Raw genomic sequence first — 23,970 nt, 5'->3', positions numbered from 1 at the left:
AAAATTAATTAAAAGTTAGATTTAATCTTTTTTTTAGTTGTGCAACAGCCATGTGTGTTGGTAGAAGTATTTATTCGATTGTTTGTAAAGTCATTTCATATCTGTAAATCTTAGGAATTTCATAAATCTGTTTTTCAACTTCTTTACAATATCCTAATAATGATAAATATTTAAGAACTCTATCATATTCTTCTTTTTGAACGCCTAACTTTTTTACATTTATATCTCCATAAAAAAATCTTGATTTATTCAACGTTCTTAAATTAATTTCTTTAAAAATTGATTGAGAATTACTGTTTTTCAAAATTTTCAATATATTTCTTAATTCGTCATTTTTAACTTTATTATAGACCTGTTCGATAACCTCTTGTTTGAATATATCAAAATGGTATTCGTCAGTATTATTTAAGGCTTTTAATTTGACATCTACATCAATGGGATTATCTTTATAAAACTGTTTTTGTAATTCAAAAAGTTGATTAAAAAAGTAAATTACAACTCTTGGATTGACAAACGAATTTGAATCTTTTAAGCTTTCAGTTATCCAAACACAAAAATCAGTATTTGATTCTCCAATTGTTTTAGGAAAAAATAATCTAATAAATTTTTCTGCAATAGTGTAGCCTAGTGTTCTTTTTAAATCATATTTAACCTCATCGTTTTTGAAAAGATTTTTAAATTTTTTCCAAAGTCCATTAATATCATTTTTTGTATGTCGGTGCTTTCCAGAAAATCCTTCTTCAATAACAAAATGAAAATATTCCCCATAATTGTGATGTATATAATTATTTGAAAGTAAACGATAAACAATAAAATTTAAGGTTTCATCTTCACTCCAATTTAATTCAATTGTTCTTTCTTTTACTTTATCGTATTCAAAATCTATATCATAAGCGTAGAATAAATCTGTTCTAATAAATAGAATTGGATTGATATTTTCAAGAATAGAAATTTCTTCAATGCAATCTATTAAACCTTGTATATAATTCTTTTGTATATGATATGCTTCTTTTCTAACAAAATTATCCAATCTATCAATTAAGATTAGTGATGTTAAATTATTCTCTTTGTAAAATTTATTTATTTCAACAAACAAATTATTAAGAACAAGTCTGTCTTTTTTTTCAGTAATTTTTATTGTTGGAGACATTTCTATTGGTAAACCACTAACAGAAAAGGTCAATCCTAAATTAAAATTATTGATTATATCGACAATATTGTAAAGTCTGAAATTTTCTTTCAATTCTTCAACACGAGCAACTTTTTTTATAAAAGTCCCATAATTTTGCTTGTCAGAGTGATTTGTCTTTATATCATTAATCAGTTCTGTTAAGAAATATAACGCCCAACTTAAGGTATATGTTTTTCTGTTATCTTCTATTTTAAATTTTTCAGTAGGCAAATAATCTGTTTCAAATACAAATGCATTATTTATAGGTACAATACTGTATTTATGGTATTCGAAAAAATCTGAAAAATCTAATAATTTTTCATTCAATGCTCTAAAAACTGCGCTTTTCCCACCCCCTTTTGGAGATAATACATAATTAAATCTACCTTGTATTAAATTTAATATTGAGTCAGTTATAAAAAATGAATTTGAAAGTTTTGTGTCTTTTTCACCTTCTAAATTTCCGAAATTAATACATCCAATTTTTTTTAAATCAAATTCGGGTATTGCTTTATTATATTTATCCATCAACTATGTTTGTGTGTTTTATTGGTAATATTTCTGCCAACGTTTTGCTGCTTTGAGATGGCTGGAAATGCGTAACCGCTCAATTTTCGGTTTAACGAAAATATGATGTGAAACGGTAATTCTACTAAATTCCAGCTAGCTCAAAACAGCTGTTGGCAAATCGGTTTTTTATTCTTTGATTTTGTTTTTTTCGTATTTTTTTAATGGAGAGTCGGTTTTGTATAATACTTTTCCAGAAGGCACGACTTTACTTGAGCCTTCAAGATGAGTTTCTTGATCGTCAAAAAAAATATGAGCTCCAAATGCTTTTAAAACTTTGTCTTTCGATAATCCACCCAAAAAATATGCTTCATCAACGTAAACACCCCAATGACGTAGTGTCTTAATTACTCTCATATGACTTGGGGCATTTCTAGCCGTTACAATTGCAATTCTTAATGGTGTTAATTCTATTGTTGTTGGTAAAAATTCTTGAATTTTAGATAATTTTCTTAACAATTCTGCAAATGGTCCGTCACTTAATGGAATATCTTCATTTTCGGTTTCGTGTTGATGAAAAGCTTCAATACCTTTTTCTTTATAAATCTGTTCGGATTCTTCTGAGAAAACAACAGCATCAGCATCAAACGCAAATTTCACTCTGTCTATCTCGGGAAGATAATCTGTTGGTGGTGCGTATATTAATGCTGTGGCACAATTTGAAGTATCACTTATCTTCTGAACTTCAACTTCGTCTTTTGATAAAAATAAGTCAATATCAAAAGCATCAATAAATGGAGAAAGTGGTTCGCCTCCCGAAAATGCCCATCTAGTAATTGGAAGATTAAAGTGTTTCATTGATTTTAAAACTCGAACTCCTGTTTCTGGACTATTTCTAGACATTACGACAACTTCAATAATTTGTTTAGAAGCAATTTCATTTAACTTTAATAGACTTTTAATTAAAGGAAAAGCTGTTCCTTCAGATAATAATTCATTTTCGTGTTCTAATTGATATTTTCTAAATCCTTCTATATTTTCATTTTTGAAAATTTCATTTTCTACTTCTAAATTAAAAAGAGCTCTAGAAGAAACTCCAACTACTAATATTTTTGAAAAGTCTAATGCCATATTTTATTGTAATTTCTAATGAGGTTTTTCGGTTTTTCTAAACTGTTTGCCAACTAGTATATAAGCGAAACAATTTTTTCAGCTACTCACCAACAATCAAGGTAACTAAGCAAAAAAATGTTGCTTTGTTTTTTCAAATATAACAAAATTTACTTACAAAAATCGACAAAAACTGTTTCTTTTCGGGTTATACTTCCAACCAAACGTTTTGGGTTTCCTACTGCCCTAGCCCAATGTCATTAAGTTAAGGATAAAATGATTGCTGATTTTTGATTAACGATTTTTGATTGCTGATATATAAGATACTGAAAATCACATGTTTTTTACTCACTTACTCCAAAATCTAAAATGCTTCGCCAGTTCGCTAACGCTCGGGTCAAGAATCGTTAATCTTCAATCTAAAATCTCTTAACTAAAGACATTGTGCCCTAGCCCCGATTGCAATGAAAAGCCCGGAGCGCCCAAAGACAATGGTACTTGCCTCAAAAGAGCGACCAACGGAAGCTCCTTTTGGGGCGTAGTACCATGGCTTTGGGGGTGAGGACTTGTAATGTAAAGCGGGAATAGCTCCTAAATTCTTATATCCATTGTAGCATAAAATACCAAAAACCTAGGGTGATAAAGGAAATTGGTATTCCAAAACCTATCATCATGCTGCATAATTTGGGTTTCAAACCATAACTTGTGGCCAAAATACTTGCCGTAATCATGGGCGCCATGGCACTTTCAAGCAAAGCCACTTCGATAACCTCTGAATGCTGTTGTAAAATTATTATGTAAAGCAAAAAAACAAAAGCGGGTGCCAATAGTAGTTTGAAAAATAGTCCCAATCCTAAAAAATTCCAGTGTTTGCTTTTGCGATCAAACTGCAGTTGCAATCCTACTGAAAGCAACGCCAAGGGTGTAACGCCTGCGCCCAAAATTTTGAGTCCTTGTTCTATAAAAGACGGCATTTGAAACTGATACACATTAAGAAAACAGGCCAAGACAAAGGTGATGAAGGGCGGAAAAAAAGCTATTTTTTTTAGAATTTGAAATCCGCTAGTATTGCCTTTTGAATACAAAGTAGCGACCAAAACTGCAAGGGTAGACAACACCACAAAAGATCCGGGTTGATCGACTAAGATGGCGGTTTTCATTCCGCTCTCGCCATAGAGTGCGGTAATGATGGGGAAACCTAGAAAAGAGGTATTGCTCATGCCGCTACAAATAATCATACAACCGATTAACTTTCTTGACCATCCCAGTTGTTTTCCAAGGATGCCAAAAAAGAGCCACGACAATAGAAAAATAATCCAAGCCACTAGAATAGGATACAACAATTGTGCATTCCACTGAATTTTTGGAATGTGATACAAGGCCAAAGCGGGAAGACAAATTTGAATTACAATCCAATTGAGGATTTTGGGGGTGTTTTTTGGAATGGCTGAAACGCGTTGAAGCATCAGTCCGAGCACTAAAAAAACAACTATAACGATAAAATTAATCATAGGGCTTATTATTCAATAAAAATGTAAGAGATGATTTCAAAAATACGATTAAAATTATTTTAATAGTCACGCAAACCCGCAAGTTTTATTTAATTTTACTCTCAAAACAATTTCATCTTGACCCATACGAATCCAAAAAAATCAGCGCTTCACGAAATTCCGGGTATTGCTTCACCCGAAAGTGTTAGTGCTTTAGCGGCTAACACCATTCAATCGTTTCGAAAAAAAACACCAACTCCTACGGAATTAGTTGAAGGGATTTTGGCTGGTAATATTACCGCATTGAGCCGTGCCATTACACTAGTAGAAAGCACCAATCCTAAACATTTGAGTCAAGCCAACGAAGTCATAAATTCGTGTTTGTTACACGTAAAAGAATCCGTTAGAATAGGTATTACAGGAGTTCCCGGTGTTGGCAAAAGTACTTTTATAGAAGCTTTTGGAAAACACTTAACGAGTTTAGGTAGAAAAGTAGCTGTTCTTGCTGTCGATCCTAGCAGCACCATTTCGCACGGAAGTATCTTGGGCGACAAAACCCGAATGGAGGAATTGGTGAAAGATAAAAATGCATTTATTCGACCTTCAGCATCTGGGGAAACTTTGGGTGGTGTGGCTCGAAAAACCAGAGAAACCATCTCCTTGTGCGAAGCTTTTGGCTTTGACACCATTATCATTGAAACGGTAGGTGTTGGCCAAAGCGAAACCGCGGTGCACAGTATGGTCGACTTTTTTTTATTGCTAAAAATTGCCGGAGCCGGCGATGAATTACAAGGCATCAAACGCGGCATTATGGAAATGGCCGATGCGATAGTCATCAACAAAGCGGATGGCGACAATATCCGAAAATCAAATTTAGCAAAGGTGGAATTCAACCGTGCTTTGCATCTTTTCCCAGCAAAAAAATCGGGTTGGACACCTACTACTTCAACGTGTAGTGCCCTAACAAAAGAAGGCATTTCAGCCATTTGGGAAACTATTTTAACCTACATAGAAACCACTCAAAGCAATCAGTATTTTTTTGAAAAAAGAGCTGCACAAAACCAATATTGGATGCTCGAAACCATCAATGAGTATTTGAAAAACCATTTTTATAATCATCCAGAAATTGTTCCGCTATTAGAAAAAAATAAAGAAGCTGTGGCCAATAATGCCCTTTCTCCATTTGCTGCTGCACAACAAATTTTGGATGCTTACTTTAAAAAATAACTTTTTCCTTTCTGTTTATCCGAACAAAATCATTAAAAATCTTTCACTAAATAGTATTTTTGCGCTACTAAATTTTAATTTCTCTTGAAAAAAACAGCCCACTTACGACCAATTGTAAACTTTTTGTTACTTGGTTTATGCATCACTACCCTAAGCCGAATCGTTTTATTTTTTCTATTCAAAGAACGTGTGGTTGCCACCGAAAACTACGGATATCTTTTCCCCATCGGTCTCCGAATGGATTTGATATTATTGTGCTATGTTTCGTTGCTTCCAGCCGTATTGATTAGTGTCTTTCCAGAAAAATGGGTACTCAAAATTCAATCTTTTTTGACGGTTTACTTTATCTTTTTTCTGAGTTTATTACTGTTCTTTGAATTGGCTACGCCCAATTTTATTGCGCAATACGACACACGACCTAACCAACTTTTCATTGAGTATTTGATTTACCCAAAAGAAGTGATTGGGATGTTGTACAAAGGCTATTTGCCTTCGATTTTGGCTACTATCGTTTTCTTGTCGGCCTTTATTTATGCATTAATTCGGTTTAGAAAACAGCTTTTTGGAGTTGGAAAAGCGTCTTACAAAACCAAATTACTCCTATTTCCTTTAGTCGCTTTTTTGTTGTTTTTTGGTGCGCGTTCAAGTTTGACTTCCAAAAGACCAATTAATGCTAGTAACGCTATTTTTTCTACTGACCAGTTAACGAATTGTTTGGGATTGAACTCATTTTACACGCTTGGTTTTGCTGTTTATTCTTTAAAGAATGAAGGAAACTCCGATAAGATGTACGGAAAAATGAAACCCGAAGAAGCCATTCCTCGCGTAAAAAAATATATGGATGCAAAACCAGAAGATTTTGTGGATGCCAATTTTCCATTACTTCATAAAAGCGAATCGGATACCATTCTAAAAAAGCCTTACAATATTGTTATTATTTTGGAAGAAAGCTTAGGCGCCGAATATGTGGGAAGTTTGGGCGGATTACCACTAACACCAGAATTTGATAAATTGACGAAAGAAGGAACACTGTTTACCAATATGTACTCGACAGGTACTAGAAGTGTTCGCGGGATTGAAGCCGTTGTCACTGGTTTTCTGCCTTCGCCATCAGAAAGTGTGGTCAAACTGAATAACTCTCAAAAAGACTTTTATACCATTGCTAGTTTATTGAAAACAAAAGGATATGACACCAGTTTTATTTATGGAGGAATGGCCAACTTTGATAATATGGGCGCTTTTTTTAACGGAAACGGCTTTAGCACCATCATTGACGAACCGCAATACGACCCTAAAACAAGTGCATTTCACGGAACTTGGGGTTGGTCCGATGAAGATGTAATGGTGAAAGCCAATGCGTATTTCAAAACACTAAAAGACAAACCTTTTGTGTCTCTGGTTTTCTCCTCTTCGAATCACGAACCATTTGAGTTTCCTGATGGCAGAATTCAGTTGTACGAAAAGCCTAAAAACACCGTGCATAATGCAATGAAATATGCCGATTATGCTATTGGGAAGTTTTTTGCATTAGCCAAAAAAGAGGCCTATTACAAAAACACCATTTTCTTAGTCATTGCCGACCACAACACTAGAACTTATGGAAAACATTTAGTACCTATTCATAAATTTCATATACCGGCTTTGTTGATTGGTCCCAACATTCCAAAAAATACCAAATATGAAAAATTGTGTAGCCAAATTGACATCCAACCTACCACATTGAGTAAAATTGGAATGAATGTTATCACGCCAATGCCGGGTCGAAATCTGTTCCGTTTGCCTGCTACAACCCAAGGAAGAGCAATTATGCAGTTTCACGATGTGAATGCCTTCCGAGTAGAAGACCAAGTGGTCATTATGCAACCCAACAAAGAGCCATTGCAATTTAAAGTTTCAAAAGACACCATTTTTACGCCTGTACCTCTGAACAAAGAACTAGCAAAGGATGCGTTGAGTCACGTGATTACGGCTTCGTATTTATACAAAAAGAGTAAATATTCTATCCAGAAATAGAATGGGTAACATAAAAAAAGGGTAGTGTATCAAAATCATACACTACCCTTTTTATTATGAGATTAATTCCAACTTATTCTTCTTCGAATCGTGCTATTTCGCGGTCATAAAACGCATTCGCTTGTTCGATTAAGCCTTCCATTTCGGCGTTTAATTCGGCTTCGTCTAGATCTTCAGGTTCTTCTAAAAACTCTACCTCATCATCTTTAAGATTAATGATAAATCGAGGATAATCCATATGAATGATAAAAATATCGTCTGGAAAGTCGGTATTGTCGCCTAGTAAAAATTTTGGTAATTCCATTTTTGTTTGTTGTTTATTATTTGTTGTCTATTGACTCTATTTTACTTCGAAACTATGCAAAGCGTATAATTTTTTACAAATTTAAGCATTCAGTCCTTAAAAGTTGACCGATTAATCAAATAACCTATTAACCTCAAAAACTATTTATCCGAAAGAATCACGGGTGCACTACCTTTTCCCATAAAAATAATTTTAGTATTGGGAGAAGTTGCGATTTCTTTCTGAGCTTTAATTTGTTCGTATTGCAATTGTTTGTCGGTTAGCCCTAAAGAAATGATACGTTGATAATCTGCGATACCCTGTGCTTCTACCCTTTTACGTTCCGCTTCTTGTTTTTCTTTTTGCAAAACAAAGGTCATTTTTTGAGCATCTTGTTCGGCATTAATTTTACTTTCGATGGTTTTCTTTACGGATTCTGGCAAATTGATATTTCGAATCAGCAATTGCTCTAACACCAATCCTCTAGCTTTGAAATCGGCCTCAATACTTTGGAAAATGCGTTGCTGAAATTCATTCCTTTTGGTTGAATACAAAGCCACCGCATCATAATAAACAGCATTGTCGCGAATACGGGTTCTCGTTACTGGACGTACAATTTTATCGGTATAGCTTTCTCCAATTCCTTTTAGAATTTTTGGAGCTTCATTTGGGATTACACGATACAACACGGTTAAGTCTATGACTACTTCCAATCCGTCATTAGACAATACTCTGATGGCGTCATCACCTTCTTGAGCCCCTTCATTATGAACGGCTGACATGGTATAGTTTTGTGTTTGCACATCAAAAACAGTAATATCCAAAAGCGGATTTACTACGTGAAGGCCACTTTCTAAAACATCGGGTTGTACGCTACCATAAAGCGATTTTACGCCTACTTTACCCGCGTCGATTTGCTTGAACATCGAAGAAAAAACTCCGATTATCAATAATAAAATACCTACAATCTTTAAAAGATTAGAAAATTTAGATAAAGGATTAGCACTGTTGGTTAAATAGAAACTAACGACTAATAAAATTATTCCTAGAATAATAAATACAATCATTTTTTTTGGTTTTAGTTGATATGCTTATTATACGACGGAATAAAAAAGAAGTTACATTTATAAGAAAAATTTTATTTCAACATTTCCAACACTACTAATTTCTTGGTTAATCGTGCAAATCGGATGTATAAAAAAACCGCAGCAGCAGTTAGTCCTGCTAATAAACCAATCCAGATACCAACAGCTCCAAGCTCTGTATATTTTCCTAAATAAATTGAAATTGGAAACCCTACCACCCAATAGGCTACAAAAGTAATATACATGGGGATTTTGACGTCTTGAAGCCCTCTCAAAGCTCCCAAAACAACCACCTGAATACCATCTGAAATTTGAAAAAAAGCAGCTACAATTAGTAATTTGGCCGTAATCATTACAATTTCTTGATTATCGATTGCCTGAGTTACATCGTCGGTATTCAAGAACAAATAAGGTAAATATTGATGAAACACGATAAAAAGAAATGCAAAAACGGTTTCTAAAAGGATGGTCAGTATAAAAATGGAACGTGCCACAACAATTAATCCCTTAAAATCTGCCATACCTTTGGCATTTCCTACTCGGATCATAGCCGTAACATTAAGTCCCATGGCTACCATAAACGTGGACGAAGCCAAGGTCAATGCAATTTGATTCGCCGCCTGATTGTTTTTTCCAAGAGTTCCCGAAAGCCAAATCGCGGCTGTAAATAAAGTGACTTCAAACATCATTTGCATGGAAGAAGGCACACCAAGGTTGATTATTTTTTGTAAAATCGATTTTTTTATGGAACTAAAACTAAATCCTGTAAAAAACTCTTGCATAATTGCATTGTGTTTCATGATATAATGCATGAATATGACCATAATCACTCTGGAAATGACCGTTCCTAAGGCAGCCCCAATAATCCCTAATTTTGGAAAAATCCAAATACCATGGATCAATAAATAATTGAAAAAAATATTTAAAACCACTGCTAAAAAAATAGCATACATCGCATATTTCGTTTGAGATAATCCGTCGGAAAATTGTTTATATCCCTGATAAACCACTAATGGAAGCAAAGAAAAAGCAATCCAATCAATATAAGGTCCTGCTAAAGCTACTACTGCTGCGGGTTGATCCATCAAGTACATCAAATGTTTCGATAAAATGGTCAATACAAACAATACCAATCCTAGAATCGTACACAAAAATAATCCATGATGAAACGTAGCTCTAATTTTATCTGTATTTCTCTCAGCATGTGCCTCGGCTACCAAAGGTGTAATGGCTGTAGAAAACCCGATACCCAATGAAAGTGCCAGAAAAACAAAACTATTTCCTAATGAAACCGCCGCCAATTCAGTTGATCCTAAAGATCCTACCATATAATTATCCACTACTCCAATCATTGTATGTCCTAACATCCCCAAAATAACAGGATATGCTAATCTAATATTGGCCGAAAATTCTTTGGTGTATTGTGACAGGTTCATGCATCTATTTTTTAAGTCGGCAAAGGTAATCAGAACCTGACGATTTTTGTTTAAAAAAAGGGTTATAAAAAAGCTAAAGCTCTTAACACCCTTTTTTCCAATTTAGTCGCTAACTTTTTGTATCTGTTAGTGTCTTCATAAAAGCAATCAATTGTTTTTTCTCTTTTTCTGATAGAAGTAACGGATCTTCAGGAAGGGTTTGATTGGGTACTTTAAATCCAAGGCCAATACCACCACCTTTGTTATAAAAATCAATGACTTCTTCTAAGGTTTTGAAAACACCATTATGCATGTAAGGCGCCGTTAACTCAATGTTTCTGATTGTGGGTGTTTTAAAAGAATTTCTATGAATTTCGGCTTGGGTCAATTCATATTTTCCTAAATCGGCATCTAAATAATTATGCCTGTTCGGTACTCCTAAAATTTCGCTTTCTGTTTTCATAAAATTAGGTGGGACTGTCCCGTTGGTTAAAGGAATAAAATGGCAAGTAGCACATTTAGCTTTACCTGCAAATAGATTAAAACCTGCTTTTTCATCTGATGAAAATTCGCCTTCGTCACGCATATACTCATCAAACTTTGAATTGTATTGGCTCAAAGAACGAACGTAGGAAGCCAAGGCGTTTTTGATTCCGAATTCGTTAATCTCATTTTTAGGAAATGCTTTTTTGAATTCTGCGACATACTTTTTATCTTTTTGCAAGGCTTTCACTGATTTTTCAAGAGAACCGTGCATTTCGATTTCGTTTGTGATGACTGCCACCGCTTGGTCTTCGAGATAACTTACTTTAGAATCATAGAAGAAAGCACGTTGGAAAGCGATGTTCATCAAAGTGGGCGTGTTTCGCTTTACTTTGGTTTTACCATCTAAGGAAATGGTTTGCTCTAAACCATCTGTAAAAGCAATATCAGAATGGTGACAAGAAGCACAAGAGCGCGTATTATTGCCCGACAAAATAGGGTCATTGAATAACTTTTTTCCTAAAGCAATTTTTTCTGGCGTGGTTTTATAATCAGGAAAACCATTAAAAGCTTCTATATCAAAAGCCTCTTTATCAAAAAGGGTTTGCGCTGTAGTTTTTAAGCCTCTGGTCTCTTTTGCAAAGGAAATCAAAGCATTTTTTTGACATTGATATAACTGTTTACTCAATGGATTAGCTATATTTTTTATAAAATACGCTCTATCAAAAGCATTGAAATTGGTATGAGTTCCCAAGTATTTTTTTCCTTGAGAAAGCGTTGTTGTAAGCGCTTGAAATGACTCCTTATCTATTTTATTTTTGTAGAGAGCTACCGTTTGAGCAATACTCTCTAAAACCACTTTTGCTTCTGGGATGGAATGCAGTGCAACTGGAGAATCAAAGCCCGTAATTCCGAGGGTAATCATTCTAAAAACAGATAGTCGCAACGCATCAAAAATGTAAGTATCCGCTAATGTGGTTTTTTCCGAAACCTTTTGTAATCGATTTAAATTAGACCTCAATACACCTATTTCCATTTCTAAATCTGATTTAGTAGCTACATCATATTTTGGAAACAAAAATTCTTCTACCACTTGCAAACCCTCTGGAGGTACTGTTATGCCATCATTTTCTTCAAACTCAGGAATTGCTGGTCCGTTGATTGATTTAGAAACTGTTGGGTAATAGTACTCGCTCATCCATTCCAATTTCTTGTAGCTATTTCTAGCTTTTAAAAATTGATTCTGAATCGTTGAAAGCTTGGCATCTGAAGCTACCAAAAGTTTTAATTGATCTACTTCGTGAATTAATTCGGAAACGCCATTGGTAAAATTAGATGAAATAAGCTCATGAGTATTTTCCTTTTTTTCACAAGAAAAAAAAGAACATAATAGCACTAAGAAAAAATATTTTTTCATAAAAAAAATGAGTTGTTTTTGCTTTTAAACTGCAATCATAAAAACGGATGCATAAAAAAACTAAAACCACGATTGCTTACATACAATCGTGGCTAAGTAAAAATTTAAAAATGATATTATCTTGCTAATCCTTTAATTAGAACTATTTGACTAGCTTGATTTTCAGTAGGACGTTTTGTTCCTCCGTCTACACCTTTGTATTTATCACCTCTCCATGTATGAGGTTGCACAGATAATAAAAAGGTATCATCAATGCCTAATTGCTCAGATACATCAATCATTGCGCCGTATTCCCAGCTTCCGAATTTTGAAGCACCTCCAACATTATAAGTAGCAGCATCGGTAGCCGTACGACGATGATCTAATTCAAAAACTACTTTTAATTGTTTGGTAGCGATATTGTATTGATAAATATAGGCATCATGTGTTTCGTCACCGTAGCCATTAGAATCTTCTTGAATGTAAACATAATTTTTAGTAACACATATATTGTCTGGATTTTGAAATTTACCAGCAACACCATTACGATCGTCTCCGTCTAAGATAACTTCTAAGCTCCCTTTTAAAGGATCTTTTTCGTCTAAATTCAATTTGTACACACGTCCATATTTGGCTCTAGAGGCATCAGCATTTGTTCCCGTATTGTTTTGCCCTGTTACGTTAAAATAAATTTCTCTTGTGCCTTCAACGCTTCCTTTTTTGTAATCCAAATCTTCAACACGACCAAACTTTAGCGCTTTAAGTGTATTTACCGAAGCATTGATAGCAGCTCCTGTCAACGTTTTATGATTTTCTATTTTCACAAATGAAACAGGATATTTTTGGTTCACCGCAATATCTTTTTCTCTTTGATTGTCGTCATTACGCTTCATCATGTACAACGAACCATTTTGCAAATCGCCCACTTTATCAGCAACATACATAAAAACTTGACCGCCGTAAGTGTCTGAATCGTCATCACCCAAAAGAATTACAGTTTTACCAGGATATGCCTTTGCATTTAATGGCACTGCATTTTCGGCATTTAATCTCCCTAACGCCTCTAAACCTCTGTTTTTAGATGCTTCAGCTACACTAGCAAAAGGATCCAAACCATGCGTAAGCGATTCTTCTCCAGACTCACCAGAAGTTAAAAATATAGGACCAAAACCATGTTCTGCTGGGGTAGCCATTGTTGCGCTACACAACCTCCAAAATCCTCCATCCGAGTTTAACAAATACTCACCTTTAACAGGTTTAAATGTTTTATCAAGAGTAACTCTTGAAACCGCAAAATTGTCTTCGTGATTTACTAAAAAAGTAAAAGTTCCATCGGCATTTTTCAATAAACCTGTTCCATCTGCTGAACCTCCGAAAACAAATTTTGGACTATTCGCTATAACATCATCAGATGAAATCAAAGAGAACAACTCTAGATTTTCAAATCCTGTCATTTTTTTCAGCAAAACTGGCGTTACAGATTGATTTTTTAAAACAACTGCTGATGTTTCTTTAGCATCATTAGAATCATTCTCACACGAAATAAGTGAGACCAAACACAATAAGGGTAAGATTAGTTTTTTCATTGATTTAAGTTTTTTTATACCCACAAAATAAGTACCTACATTTAAAGTAATTATCATTCTAAGATTAATGAAAAGCTATCAATGCGTAAGATTTTAAATTATAAATTAATCTAAAATTTACAATCTAACAGTAACAAAATATTGAGTTTAAATTGAATTAACAATAAGAAGTCAAATCACTTGGACTATTGCCAAAAAAAATATTAAAAGAAAATTTTAAAGTCCTAATAAACCAATGAGTTTTTTGAAACAAATCATTACTTTAGTTGCTTTTTAATTCATCTCGATTCCGCACTTTAATGGAATGTTGGATACAAATATTATAATGCAATGGAAAAATTCACTCTCGAACTTTTATTTCAAATCATCGGTATTGGTTCTGCTTCTGGTCTTATTTACAAATCGCCTTCCTTATATGTTATTAGTGACAACAGTGGCTATTTATACGAATACAATATGGAAGCCAAAGACTTACAGCAGCACGCAATTATTGAAAATGCCAGCGTCAATATTGCCAAAAAAGACAAACCCGATTTTGAAGCCATGACGAGTTTCGACGACAAATTATATGTTTTTGGTTCAGGTTCTACGGCCAAACGCAACAAAATGATAGAAATCAATACGACCGAAAAAGAAATCAAAACCAACGATTTGACCGACTTGTATGGCGTAATGCAGAGTTTTGGCCAAATCAAACCGGCTGATTTTAATTTAGAAGGAGCGATTTATAATGGAAAAGAATGGATGCTTTTTAATCGCGGGAACGGCAAATCGAGCAAGAATGTCATTTTTACAATTTATGGCAAAAACTTGATCAATGAGTTTAATATGATAAGCAACGAGTATAAGTTGCCTAAAATTAATGGTGTACGCAGCAGTTTTACTGATGCTGTTTTGGTTGACGATAAAATTTACTTCTTGGCTACCGCCGAAGATACGCAATCGACCTATAAAGACGGAGAGGTTTTGGGGAGTTTAATTGGCACTATAAATCTGGAAACCATGAAAATAGAATTTACTCAAAAAATTAGCGATACCCAAAAATTTGAAGGTCTTACCCTCTATCAAAATTCGGACAAAACCTTGGACTTTTTGCTCTGTGAAGACAAAGACTCGGAAGTGCTAGAAACGAATATTTATAAATTATCTTTAAACAAAAGCAAGCTCTAAAAGTTTTTTTTTGATTTTGTCACTACATAAAATCAAGAAACAAACTACGAGATTCCAAAAACCTTACAAAACACAAATACATAAAATTCAACTATTTAGAAATAAAAAACCAAAATCACATAGACTTGTAACTAACTGCATCAACAGGCAAATTAAATTAGCGAAGAAGACTTTCAACTTTGCCATTCCATGTTTTTTATTTTACAATATAGCGTTTTTGAAAAACAAACTTTGTAACAAAAATTGTATTTTCGTGACAAACTTACATGATGCTAAAATTATTCAAAGAAAACATAAAAATTGCGTTGGGTTCGATCAAAACGCAATTGCTGCGTACCATACTTACGGTACTGATTATCGCTATTGGAATCACAGCTTTGGTAGGAATTTTGACCGTGGTGGCGGCTTTAGAAAATCAAATTTCATCGGATTTTGCCTCGATGGGTGCCAATACCTTCAACATCAATCAATACGAAAACACGACCAGAAACCGTGGCGGCGGCGAGCGAGAAATCATCAACCCGATTATCTCTTACCCAGATGCTGTAGCGTTTAGAAATAAATACAAATATCCATTTACCGAAACCTCCATTTCGTTCAACGCCAGCCAAGCTGCCGAAGTCAAGTACCTGAACACCAAAACCGATCCCGAGAACAAAATTGTAGGGGTCGACGAAATGTATGCGGTAAACTCCGGATTAGAGTTTAGTGCGGGTCGTAATTTCACAAGTTTCGACATCAAAAACAACGCATTCGTTTGTGTAGTTGGGTCGGATTTCGAAAAAGGTCTACTAAAAGACATCAACCCTATCGACAAAATCATTTCTATTCGCGGAGCCAAATTCAGAGTCATTGGCGTGCTCAAAGAAAAAGGATCTACTTTTGGTAACAGTCAGGATTTACGCGTGTTGATACCTATTCAAGTAGCGCGTTCCATTTTCAGTGCGCCAAACATCAACTACAGCGTGAGCGTAATGGTGGGCCGAAAAGAATTGTTAGACCAAGCCGTAGACAACGCCACCAGCGTCATGCGTCGCGTGCGAAAATTAAGCCCTGTCAAAGACAATAACTTTGGCGTAGTGCGCAGCGATGATTTGATCAATCGTATTTTGGGCATCACCCAATATTTAGGTTTAGCAGCATGGCTCATCGGGGTAATCACGATTTTTGGTTCCTCAATTGCTTTAATGAACATCATGATTGTATCGGTAACCGAAAGAACCCGAGAAATTGGCGTTCGAAAAGCCTTGGGTGCCAAAAAATCAACCGTGGCGATTCAGTTTTTTATCGAAACCTTGCTCATTGGTCAAATTGGTGGATTAGTCGGTATTATATTCGGAATCCTAATCGGTTACGGCATCGCCAGCGCCATGGATTTCGCCTTCGTTATTCCGTGGGGCGCCATCTTCGCTGCCTTTGCCACCAGTTTTATGGTCGCGATTGTTTCTGGACTCTACCCTGCCGTAAAAGCTTCTAAACTCGACCCAATTGAGGCATTGCGATATGAATAAGTATTAGGGCGTGACCCCATAAAAAAAAGGGACCCACTCAGCAATCGTGCTAGTCGGTCCCTTTTTTTTATGCGGTCGGGCTATACGCGCTACTTCGGTAGCCAGCTCCTATCCCTCACGCAAAGCAAAAAGATTGATAATTATAAATTTGACATCAAAATATCAATAGGAATGGGCTTTAGCCCATTCTTTATAATTAGTTTTACTTTGGGCTTTAGCCAAAATCTACTATGATTTTAATTCAACAACTCCACTTACAAAGAAACCAAAATCATCCTGTCATTTCCGTAAATATCTTTTCGTAATTCCACGTTTTGAAAACCTAAATCTTTTAACAAATCAACCGTTTCCTTACCTAAATACTGATTGATTTCAAAAAACAACTTGCCGTTCGGACGCAAACTTTTCAATGCCAACTCCCCAATTTTTCGATAAAAAATCAAAGCATCATCATCGGCTACAAACAAAGCCAAATGCGGTTCATATTCCAACACATTGTTCTTGATTTCTTGCTTTTCCAAATTCCGAACATAGGGCGGATTCGAAACAATCACATCATAACGCTCCAATAATTCGGTTGTTTCCAAAATGTTTTGCAGTATAAAATGCACTTCTACTCCATTCAACTTTGCATTGCCTTTAGCGACTTCCAAAGCCTTTTCCGAAACATCAATAGCCGAAACTTTGGCCTGAGGCAAATGTTGTTTCAAACTAATCGGAATACAACCACTTCCCGTCCCGATATCGAGAATGGAAAATTCTGCTGTTGTTTCCATTTTGCTACAAACTTCTAGCATCCATTCCACCAACTCTTCGGTTTCGGGTCTTGGAATCAACACGTTTTCATTGACTTCAAAATCCAAACCATAAAAACTAGTCTTTCCTAAAAGGTACTGAATCGGGATTTCTTTTTTCAAATCTTCTAAAATCGTGTTCCAAACCACGAGTTCGACCTCCGAAAAAGTCAATTCAGGTCGCAACGCCAAATCGATTCGTTTGAGTTGCTGTTTGGCTTCCAAAATCAAATAGAAAAAACTTTCGGCCTCGCCTTCGTCATAAATAGAGGAAAGTTCCTGAATAAAATGAGTTCTATATTCTTTTATTATCATAATCAATAGTACTGAATATCGATTCGTATCGACATTAGGTGTTTACAAATCTTTCAGCATCCAAACCGGACAACTGCTGTGTCCAGTATTGCCCATGGCACTGCACAAGTACTCAAAACCTGTTTTCTTATACAACTTTTGGGCTTCATGCATAAACGGCATCGTTTCGAGATAGCATTGCTCAAAACCAAAGTCTTTAGCAGCTTGCAAACAAATAGCCATCATTTCGCTTCCAATTCCTTTCCCGCGCGTGGCTGGCAAAAAGTACATTTTTTGCAATTCACAAATGGTTTCTTTTTCGTTAGCCAAAGGCGCCACTCCAGCACAACCAACAACTTCGCCATCCTGCTCCACTACAAAATACAGCGACCGTGGCTTGCTGTATTCTTCGAACATCAAATCCAAATAAGGATCCTCGTAAGCGGTGCCTACTTTTGGAATTTCCAACTCATCAAAAACGGCACGTATTAACTGAGCTACGGCAGGATTATCTTTTTTTTCAATTTTTCTAATGGTCCAATTTGACATAGTGTTTAGTACTGAAGTTAGTGCGACAAAAATAGCATTGTTAATTGACAAATTAGCAAAACTAATTGGCATTCGCTTTTAAAAAAGCAGCCACGAATTCACTAATTGTAGCTTGAATATAATATAATTGAGAAAAATTACACAAATAACTAGGCTAAAAATAGTTTATGTATAATTGTAACAAAATCTTTATAACGGCCACGAATTCACAAATTGCAGCCTGAATGTAATCAAAAATAAAAGCAACCACGAATTCACTAATTGTAGTTTGAATATAATGAAAATTGACGAAGTTACACAAATAACGAGGGTTTAAGAATTTGTGCATGCTTAGTGAAATTCAGGACAAAAAATATAAAAGCAGCCACGAATTCACAAATTATAGCTTGAGTATAATGAAAACTAAGAAAGTTGCACAAATAACGTCATAATAAACGTTTAAAGTTTTGCGCTCCTTGCGTAATCCTTTGCGACCTTTGCGATTAAAACACATAAAAGCGAACGTCTTGCACAAGGAAAACTAAATCTGACACCTAAAAAATAGTACTTTTGTATGATGAATAGTCCTGAAAAATACATAAAACGTTGCATTGAACTGGCCAAGAACGGCTTAGGCGCTACCTATCCTAACCCGATGGTGGGCAGCGTAGTTGTAGCCAACGGGCAAATTATCGGCGAAGGTTGGCACCGAAAAGCCGGAGAGCCCCACGCCGAAGTCCACGCCATCAATAGCGTAAAAGATACCTCTTTATTAAAAGAAGCTACTATTTATGTCAGCCTTGAACCCTGTAGTCATTTTGGAAAAACACCGCCTTGTGCTGATTTGATCGTGAGAAGTGGCATCCCGAAAGTGGTCATAGGCACGGTTGACCCCAACCATCAAGTGGCGGGTAAAGGCATAGAACGTTTGAAAAACGCGGGGATTGAAGTACTAGTGGGTGTACTCGAAAAAGAATGCCAAGCCTTGAACAAACGTTTTTTTACCTATCACAACCAAAAACGCCCTTACATTATCTTGAAATGGGCCGAAAGTCAAGACGGATTTATCGCTCCAAGTCCAAACCCTGATCACGAACGAGCTCCGATTTGGATTACCAATCCCTACTCGCGACAATTGGTGCACAAATGGCGCAGCGAAGAGCAAGCGATTTTGGTAGGCACTCAAACCGTTGTTGCCGACAATCCGAAGTTAGACACCAGAGATTGGTTTGGTCAACATCCTACTCGAGTAATTATTGACCGAGAAGGTCGCATTCCAGCGGATAGTTTTGTATTGGATCAAAGTGTCCCTACTTTGATTTTCACATCAGCAACTGACCGTGTCTCAAAGGAAAACTGCATTTTTGAAGCGATAGATTTCAATCAAAACATTGTATCCCAACTCCTAGCAAAACTGTATGAACACCGCCTGCAATCCGTTATTATTGAAGGAGGCACCACTACCATTCAGCATTTTATTGATTTGAATATGTGGGATGAAGCCCGAATTTTTAAAGGAGCCGTTACCTTTACTAGTGGGATACCAGCCCCACAAATTACGGGTCATTGCCTTGAAAAAACAACCTACGGCACCGACGAACTTTTAATACTTAGCAATCATGATTAATGCGATTATTTTTGATTTTGGAGATGTATTTATCAATTTAGACAAGCAAGCCACGCAAGACCAACTGCGACAATTAGGGCTTACGGCTTGGCATGACGATTTGAACGAGCTCAATATGGCATTTGAAAAAGGAAATTGTACACGAGACGCATTTTTGAATGGTTTTCAAAAACATTTACCCCACGCCAGTCCAGAAGAAATTCTTGCAGCTTGGAATGCTATTTTACTAGATTTTCCGCTGTATCGTTTGGAGTTTTTACAATTATTATCACAAAAATACCGCCTGTTTTTGTTGAGCAATACCGATGCGATTCATATTGACACCTTTGAGCAAAAAACGGGGAGTTCCTTCTACAGTGCTTTTTATCAATGTTTTGAGAAAGTGTATTTTTCTTTTGAAGTAGGGATGCGAAAACCAGATGCTGAAATTTACTTACACGTGCTACAACAAAATGAATTGTCGCCGAAAAGAACTTTGTTTGTAGACGATAAGAAAGAAAACACCGACGCTGCTCAAGCACTAGGCATGCAAGTTTGGCACCTACAAGTTGGAAAAGAAGATGTGGTCGATTTGTTTAAAAAAAATAGCTTAGACTAATGCTAAGCAATCAAAATAAAATAGTGTCCTATTTATATTGATTGCTCGCAAAGTCGCAAAAAAACCTTGTGAATACTACTCCTTAGCGTTTTAGCGAGAATATGGTTTGGTAAATTGCAAGCAAAAAATGGCAAGTCAAAATCGGAATTAAATTTGACAATCCTTATTCCTGCAACTTAGCGCATCGTTGATGAAAAATCTTTCTAAGTAAAAAACCCTGCTTCTCCTTAGCCCCGATAGTAGCGGCATCCTTTTTCATACGCTTGGCAGGTCCCTAAAACCTGCCAAGCGTATGAAAAAGATATAGCGAATAGCGGGAACCCATGCCTCATAACTATGCCTTGGGTGCTGCTCCAAGAAATAAACTTAAATTTGCAACAAAAATCCCCCTTTCAGAAAAGTTGAACATGAAAGATACTTATCAAACTATTGCTGCGCCCAACGAACCAATATTGTTTAAGGAAAAAAACAGTAAGTTTTTTGGGTACACGTTTCCGATCACGCACGAAGACGAAGTGAAACCTATTCTTGAAGTGCTTAAAAAAGAACATCCGCATGCGGTGCATTATTGTTATGCCTACCAAATTGGAACTGAAACGTTCGTGTATAGGGCCAACGATGATGGGGAGCCGAGCAATACGGCGGGAACTCCCATTTACGGTCAAATTCAGTCCTTTGGTTTGACGAATATTTTGATTGTGGTAGTTCGGATTTTTGGAGGTACCAAATTGGGGGTTGGTGGCTTGATTGCGGCCTATAAAACCACAGCGCAATTAGCGATAGCAGCGAGTGAAATTGTGGAGAAAACTATTGATGTTTTTTTCGTAATCACTTTCGATTATAAGAACATGAACAAAGTGATGCGTGTTATTAAAGAAAAACAACTTCAAATTGTGAATCAAGAAATGGAAATTGATGTCCAAACGAATGTACCGATTGGCAAAATAGAGTGTTGTATTCGAAAAAAAAACGCCGAAATGATTTTCGGCATTTTTGAAAATATGTTTGAGATTCAGATCGAAAAAAAAGAATGAAACATGTTTTTTGTCGATGTTTTTTGTCGTTAGTCGATGTTTTTTAAAAGCTCCAAAATATAATCTGGAGGAGCGATTGGACGACCCGTTTTTAGAGAGACAAAAACCAGTACAAAATCGGCCGTTGTTAATAACTCTTGGGTTTCGCTGTAAATGGCGCACTCGAATTCGATCTTCACGGACGTCTGCCTTTTAAAAGTGGTATGAATTGTCAATAAATCATCATAACGAGCCGATTTTTTGTAATTGATTGTCATAGAAACGATGGGGAGCGCAATGCCGTTTTCTTCCATCACTTTATACGAAACCCCCTTATTTCTAAGCCATTCCACGCGCCCTATCTCAAAATAAGGCACATAATTCCCGTGATAAACTACTCCCATTTGATCCGTTTCGGAATAACGAACACGTACTTCTACTTGATGATTTTTCATTGTGTTTTCTTAAAAAAAAATTAAAATTTTTAATGCCCTTACAACATTTTTTTCTAAAATTATTGGTCAATATATTTTTTTATACAAAAAATTATTCACACTTTTGTTAACCTGAAAATCACAAAAAACAGTCACCGTTTTTTGCTTCAAAAATCATCTAAAGTAAAAATAATTTCGCCAAATCTATGAATAAAACTGCACAATCGGTATGGGAAAACTGTTTATCTTTTATAAAGGACAACATTCAAGAGCAAGCGTACAAAACTTGGTTTGAACCTATAAAATCAGTTGAGTTAACCGACAATGCTTTATATATTCAAGTACCTAGTAAATTCTTTTACGAATGGCTAGAGGAGCACTATGTAAAATTATTAAAAGTAGCCCTTACCAAAGAACTTGGTAAGAATGCTAAGCTGCTTTATAAAATTAGAATGGAGAACACTTATGGTAATAAACAACCGTTTACGGAACAATTACCAAGTACCAATCGTGTGGTGATGAAACCACAGGAAGTGGATGCTCCAATCAAAAATTTGAATCCCGAACTAAAAAATCCTTTTGTGATTCCTGGGATTCGCAATTTAAAAATTGAATCGCAATTAAACCCTAATTATAGTTTTGATAATTTCCTAGAAGGGGACTCCAACAGATTGGCGCGTTCGGCAGGTATGGCTGTAGCCAACAAACCCGGAGGCACCTCGTTCAACCCTCTATTAATCTTTGGTGGCGTTGGATTGGGAAAAACTCACTTAGCTCACGCTATTGGTGTAGAGATTAAAGACAAATATCCAGAAAAAACGGTTTTATACATTTCTGCCGAAATTTTCACCCAGCAATATATCGATTCGGTTAAGAAAAACAACCGTAATGATTTCATTCACTTCTATCAATTGATCGATGTATTGATTATTGATGATGTTCAGTTTTTATCTGGAAAATCAGGAACTCAAGATGTATTTTTCCACATCTTCAACTATTTGCACCAAAACGGCAAACAAGTAATTTTGACTTCAGACAAAGCTCCTGTTGACATGCAAGATATCGAACAACGTTTGCTGTCTCGTTTCAAATGGGGATTATCGGCCGAGTTACATCAACCGGACTACGAAACTCGTATTTCAATTTTGAAAAACATCTTGTACCGCGATGGTGTTGAAATTCCAGAAGACATCATTGAGTATGTTGCCCGGAATATCAAATCCAATGTTCGTGAACTCGAAGGCGCCATTATCTCCTTAATCGCACAATCTTCTTTCAACAAAAAAGAAGTAACTATTGAGTTAGCCAAAAGCGTGGTGGAGAAATTTGTCAAAAACGTCAAAAGAGAAATCTCGATTGATTTTATTCAAAAAATTGTTTCTGACTATTTTCAATTGGACATCGAAACTTTGCAATCCAAAACCAGAAAAAGACACGTGGTTCAAGCCCGTCAACTGGCCATGTTTTTTGCTAAAAAATTCACTAAGGCATCTCTAGCCAATATTGGCTCACAAATTGGCGATCGTGATCATGCTACCGTTTTACATGCTTGCAAGACGGTTGACAACCTTGTAGCCACCGACAAACAATTCAAAAAATTTGTTGACGATATCAACTCTAAATTAACGCTATAAAAGCGGATTATGCCTGTAAAAATATTAATGGTTTGCTTAGGAAACATTTGTCGTTCTCCCTTGGCAGAAGGAATATTAGCCTCAAAACTACCAGCGGATCAATTCGTTGTTGATTCTGCCGGAACAGGCTCTTGGCACATAGGCCACGCTCCTGACAAACGCTCCATTGCAGTAGCTGAGCACCACAACCTCTCGATTGCGCACCAAAAAGGAAGACAATTTAGCACCAAAGATTTCGATACCTTCGATTATATTTACGTGATGGACATCTCCAATTATGACACCGTGATTGAGATGGCAAAAAATGACACCCAGAAAAACAAAGTTCAAATGATTTTAAACGAATTGTTTCCAGGTGAAAATGTAGATGTACCCGATCCTTATTACGGCTTAACCAATGGATTTGAAAATGTATATCAAATGCTAGACGAAGCTTGTGATGTAATTGCCAAAAAAGTCATTGAGAAGCATTCTTAAATACAACAAGAATTCCTGCTCTTCTATAAAGTATAAAACTTCACATATTTATTGAACATTAAGTGGTTAAAAACACAATTGTAATTATTACTCAATTGTAAAAAATCACAAACAAGTTCAGATA

20 protein-coding genes are annotated in these 23,970 nt (G+C 35.8%); 9 read left to right on the top strand and 11 right to left on the bottom strand.

Features of this window, described 5'->3' with window-relative positions; all coding sequences use genetic code 11:
• Positions 1-70 precede the first annotated feature (70 nt).
• From BXU11_RS06220 to BXU11_RS06210, 3 genes are all read right to left on the bottom strand, one after another.
• Entirely contained in the window at positions 71-1,699 is a 1,629-nt protein-coding gene (locus tag BXU11_RS06220; RefSeq protein WP_078211371.1) for a P-loop ATPase, Sll1717 family, read from the bottom strand.
• Between the two features lie 168 nt (positions 1,700-1,867).
• Positions 1,868-2,809, bottom strand: a complete 942-nt coding sequence (locus BXU11_RS06215) for a 5'-nucleotidase (protein WP_078211370.1) — start codon at positions 2,807-2,809, stop codon at positions 1,868-1,870.
• A 578-nt stretch (positions 2,810-3,387) separates the two neighbouring features.
• Positions 3,388-4,299 (bottom strand): AEC family transporter, encoded by a 912-nt coding sequence (locus BXU11_RS06210; protein ID WP_024982329.1) that lies wholly within the window; start codon positions 4,297-4,299, stop codon positions 3,388-3,390.
• Between the two features lie 117 nt (positions 4,300-4,416).
• Between BXU11_RS06210 and meaB the strand changes: the two genes are divergently transcribed.
• Positions 4,417-5,505 carry a methylmalonyl Co-A mutase-associated GTPase MeaB gene (gene meaB / locus BXU11_RS06205; protein WP_078211369.1) on the top strand — a complete coding sequence of 363 codons (1,089 nt, stop codon included), beginning with the start codon at positions 4,417-4,419 and terminating at the stop codon, positions 5,503-5,505.
• An 84-nt stretch (positions 5,506-5,589) separates the two neighbouring features.
• A complete protein-coding gene (locus BXU11_RS06200) occupies positions 5,590-7,518 on the top strand; it encodes an LTA synthase family protein (protein WP_078211368.1) in 1,929 nt (642 codons plus the stop codon).
• A 73-nt stretch (positions 7,519-7,591) separates the two neighbouring features.
• On the opposite strand, the gene BXU11_RS06195 is transcribed toward BXU11_RS06200, so the two are convergent.
• From BXU11_RS06195 to BXU11_RS06175, 5 genes are all read right to left on the bottom strand, one after another.
• Positions 7,592-7,822, bottom strand: a complete 231-nt coding sequence (locus BXU11_RS06195; protein ID WP_024982332.1) for a hypothetical protein — start codon at positions 7,820-7,822, stop codon at positions 7,592-7,594.
• A gap of 140 nt (positions 7,823-7,962) precedes the next feature.
• Positions 7,963-8,868, bottom strand: a complete 906-nt coding sequence (locus tag BXU11_RS06190; RefSeq protein ID WP_139363449.1) for a prohibitin family protein — start codon at positions 8,866-8,868, stop codon at positions 7,963-7,965.
• Positions 8,869-8,939: 71 nt separating this feature from the next.
• Positions 8,940-10,352 carry an MATE family efflux transporter gene (locus BXU11_RS06185; RefSeq protein WP_223253709.1) on the bottom strand — a complete coding sequence of 471 codons (1,413 nt, stop codon included), beginning with the start codon at positions 10,350-10,352 and terminating at the stop codon, positions 8,940-8,942.
• 79 nt (positions 10,353-10,431) lie between these two features.
• Positions 10,432-12,201: a cytochrome-c peroxidase gene (locus tag BXU11_RS06180; protein WP_078211366.1), complete on the bottom strand. Its 1,770-nt coding sequence runs from the start codon at positions 12,199-12,201 to the stop codon at positions 10,432-10,434.
• Between the two features lie 116 nt (positions 12,202-12,317).
• The gene (locus BXU11_RS06175) at positions 12,318-13,766 is read right to left on the bottom strand and encodes a hypothetical protein (protein ID WP_078212117.1); all 1,449 of its coding nucleotides are present in this window, start codon (positions 13,764-13,766) and stop codon (positions 12,318-12,320) included.
• A gap of 330 nt (positions 13,767-14,096) precedes the next feature.
• Between BXU11_RS06175 and BXU11_RS06170 the strand changes: the two genes are divergently transcribed.
• The gene (locus tag BXU11_RS06170; protein WP_078211365.1) at positions 14,097-14,936 is read left to right on the top strand and encodes a hypothetical protein; all 840 of its coding nucleotides are present in this window, start codon (positions 14,097-14,099) and stop codon (positions 14,934-14,936) included.
• A gap of 266 nt (positions 14,937-15,202) precedes the next feature.
• Positions 15,203-16,447 (top strand): ABC transporter permease, encoded by a 1,245-nt coding sequence (locus BXU11_RS06165; RefSeq protein WP_035717867.1) that lies wholly within the window; start codon positions 15,203-15,205, stop codon positions 16,445-16,447.
• Between the two features lie 254 nt (positions 16,448-16,701).
• Here BXU11_RS06165 and prmC read toward each other — a convergent pair whose 3' ends face one another.
• Positions 16,702-17,556, bottom strand: coding sequence for a peptide chain release factor N(5)-glutamine methyltransferase (gene prmC, locus BXU11_RS06160; protein WP_078211364.1), 855 nt, complete (start codon positions 17,554-17,556; stop codon positions 16,702-16,704).
• Between the two features lie 42 nt (positions 17,557-17,598).
• Positions 17,599-18,084: a GNAT family N-acetyltransferase gene (locus BXU11_RS06155; RefSeq protein ID WP_078212115.1), complete on the bottom strand. Its 486-nt coding sequence runs from the start codon at positions 18,082-18,084 to the stop codon at positions 17,599-17,601.
• Positions 18,085-18,640: 556 nt separating this feature from the next.
• On the opposite strand from BXU11_RS06155, the gene ribD reads away from it, so the two are divergent.
• The 3 genes from ribD to BXU11_RS06140 all read left to right on the top strand — a co-directional run bounded on the left by ribD (position 18,641) and on the right by BXU11_RS06140 (position 21,322).
• The gene (ribD, locus tag BXU11_RS06150; RefSeq protein ID WP_078211363.1) at positions 18,641-19,690 is read left to right on the top strand and encodes a bifunctional diaminohydroxyphosphoribosylaminopyrimidine deaminase/5-amino-6-(5-phosphoribosylamino)uracil reductase RibD; all 1,050 of its coding nucleotides are present in this window, start codon (positions 18,641-18,643) and stop codon (positions 19,688-19,690) included.
• Positions 19,683-20,288: an HAD family phosphatase gene (locus BXU11_RS06145; RefSeq protein WP_078211362.1), complete on the top strand. Its 606-nt coding sequence runs from the start codon at positions 19,683-19,685 to the stop codon at positions 20,286-20,288. The genes ribD and BXU11_RS06145 overlap by 8 nt, the downstream gene beginning before the upstream one ends.
• 401 nt (positions 20,289-20,689) lie before the next feature.
• A complete protein-coding gene (locus BXU11_RS06140) occupies positions 20,690-21,322 on the top strand; it encodes a YigZ family protein (protein WP_078212113.1) in 633 nt (210 codons plus the stop codon).
• Positions 21,323-21,351: 29 nt separating this feature from the next.
• Here BXU11_RS06140 and BXU11_RS06135 read toward each other — a convergent pair whose 3' ends face one another.
• The gene (locus BXU11_RS06135) at positions 21,352-21,756 is read right to left on the bottom strand and encodes a thioesterase family protein (protein ID WP_024982345.1); all 405 of its coding nucleotides are present in this window, start codon (positions 21,754-21,756) and stop codon (positions 21,352-21,354) included.
• A 185-nt stretch (positions 21,757-21,941) separates the two neighbouring features.
• Here BXU11_RS06135 and dnaA point away from each other — a divergent pair, with 185 nt between their 5' ends.
• Positions 21,942-23,369 carry a chromosomal replication initiator protein DnaA gene (gene dnaA / locus BXU11_RS06130; RefSeq protein ID WP_024982346.1) on the top strand — a complete coding sequence of 476 codons (1,428 nt, stop codon included), beginning with the start codon at positions 21,942-21,944 and terminating at the stop codon, positions 23,367-23,369.
• Between the two features lie 9 nt (positions 23,370-23,378).
• Complete coding sequence (locus BXU11_RS06125; RefSeq protein WP_024982347.1) at positions 23,379-23,846, top strand: low molecular weight protein-tyrosine-phosphatase; 468 nt, start codon at positions 23,379-23,381, stop codon at positions 23,844-23,846.
• Positions 23,847-23,970 lie beyond the last annotated feature (124 nt).

The sequence above is a fragment of the Flavobacterium sp. LM5 genome (assembly GCF_002017945.1).
GTDB lineage: Bacteria > Bacteroidota > Bacteroidia > Flavobacteriales > Flavobacteriaceae > Flavobacterium > Flavobacterium succinicans.
The sequence above is the reverse complement of the archived record's forward strand: the minus strand, read 5'-3'. Positions and strand labels throughout refer to the sequence as shown.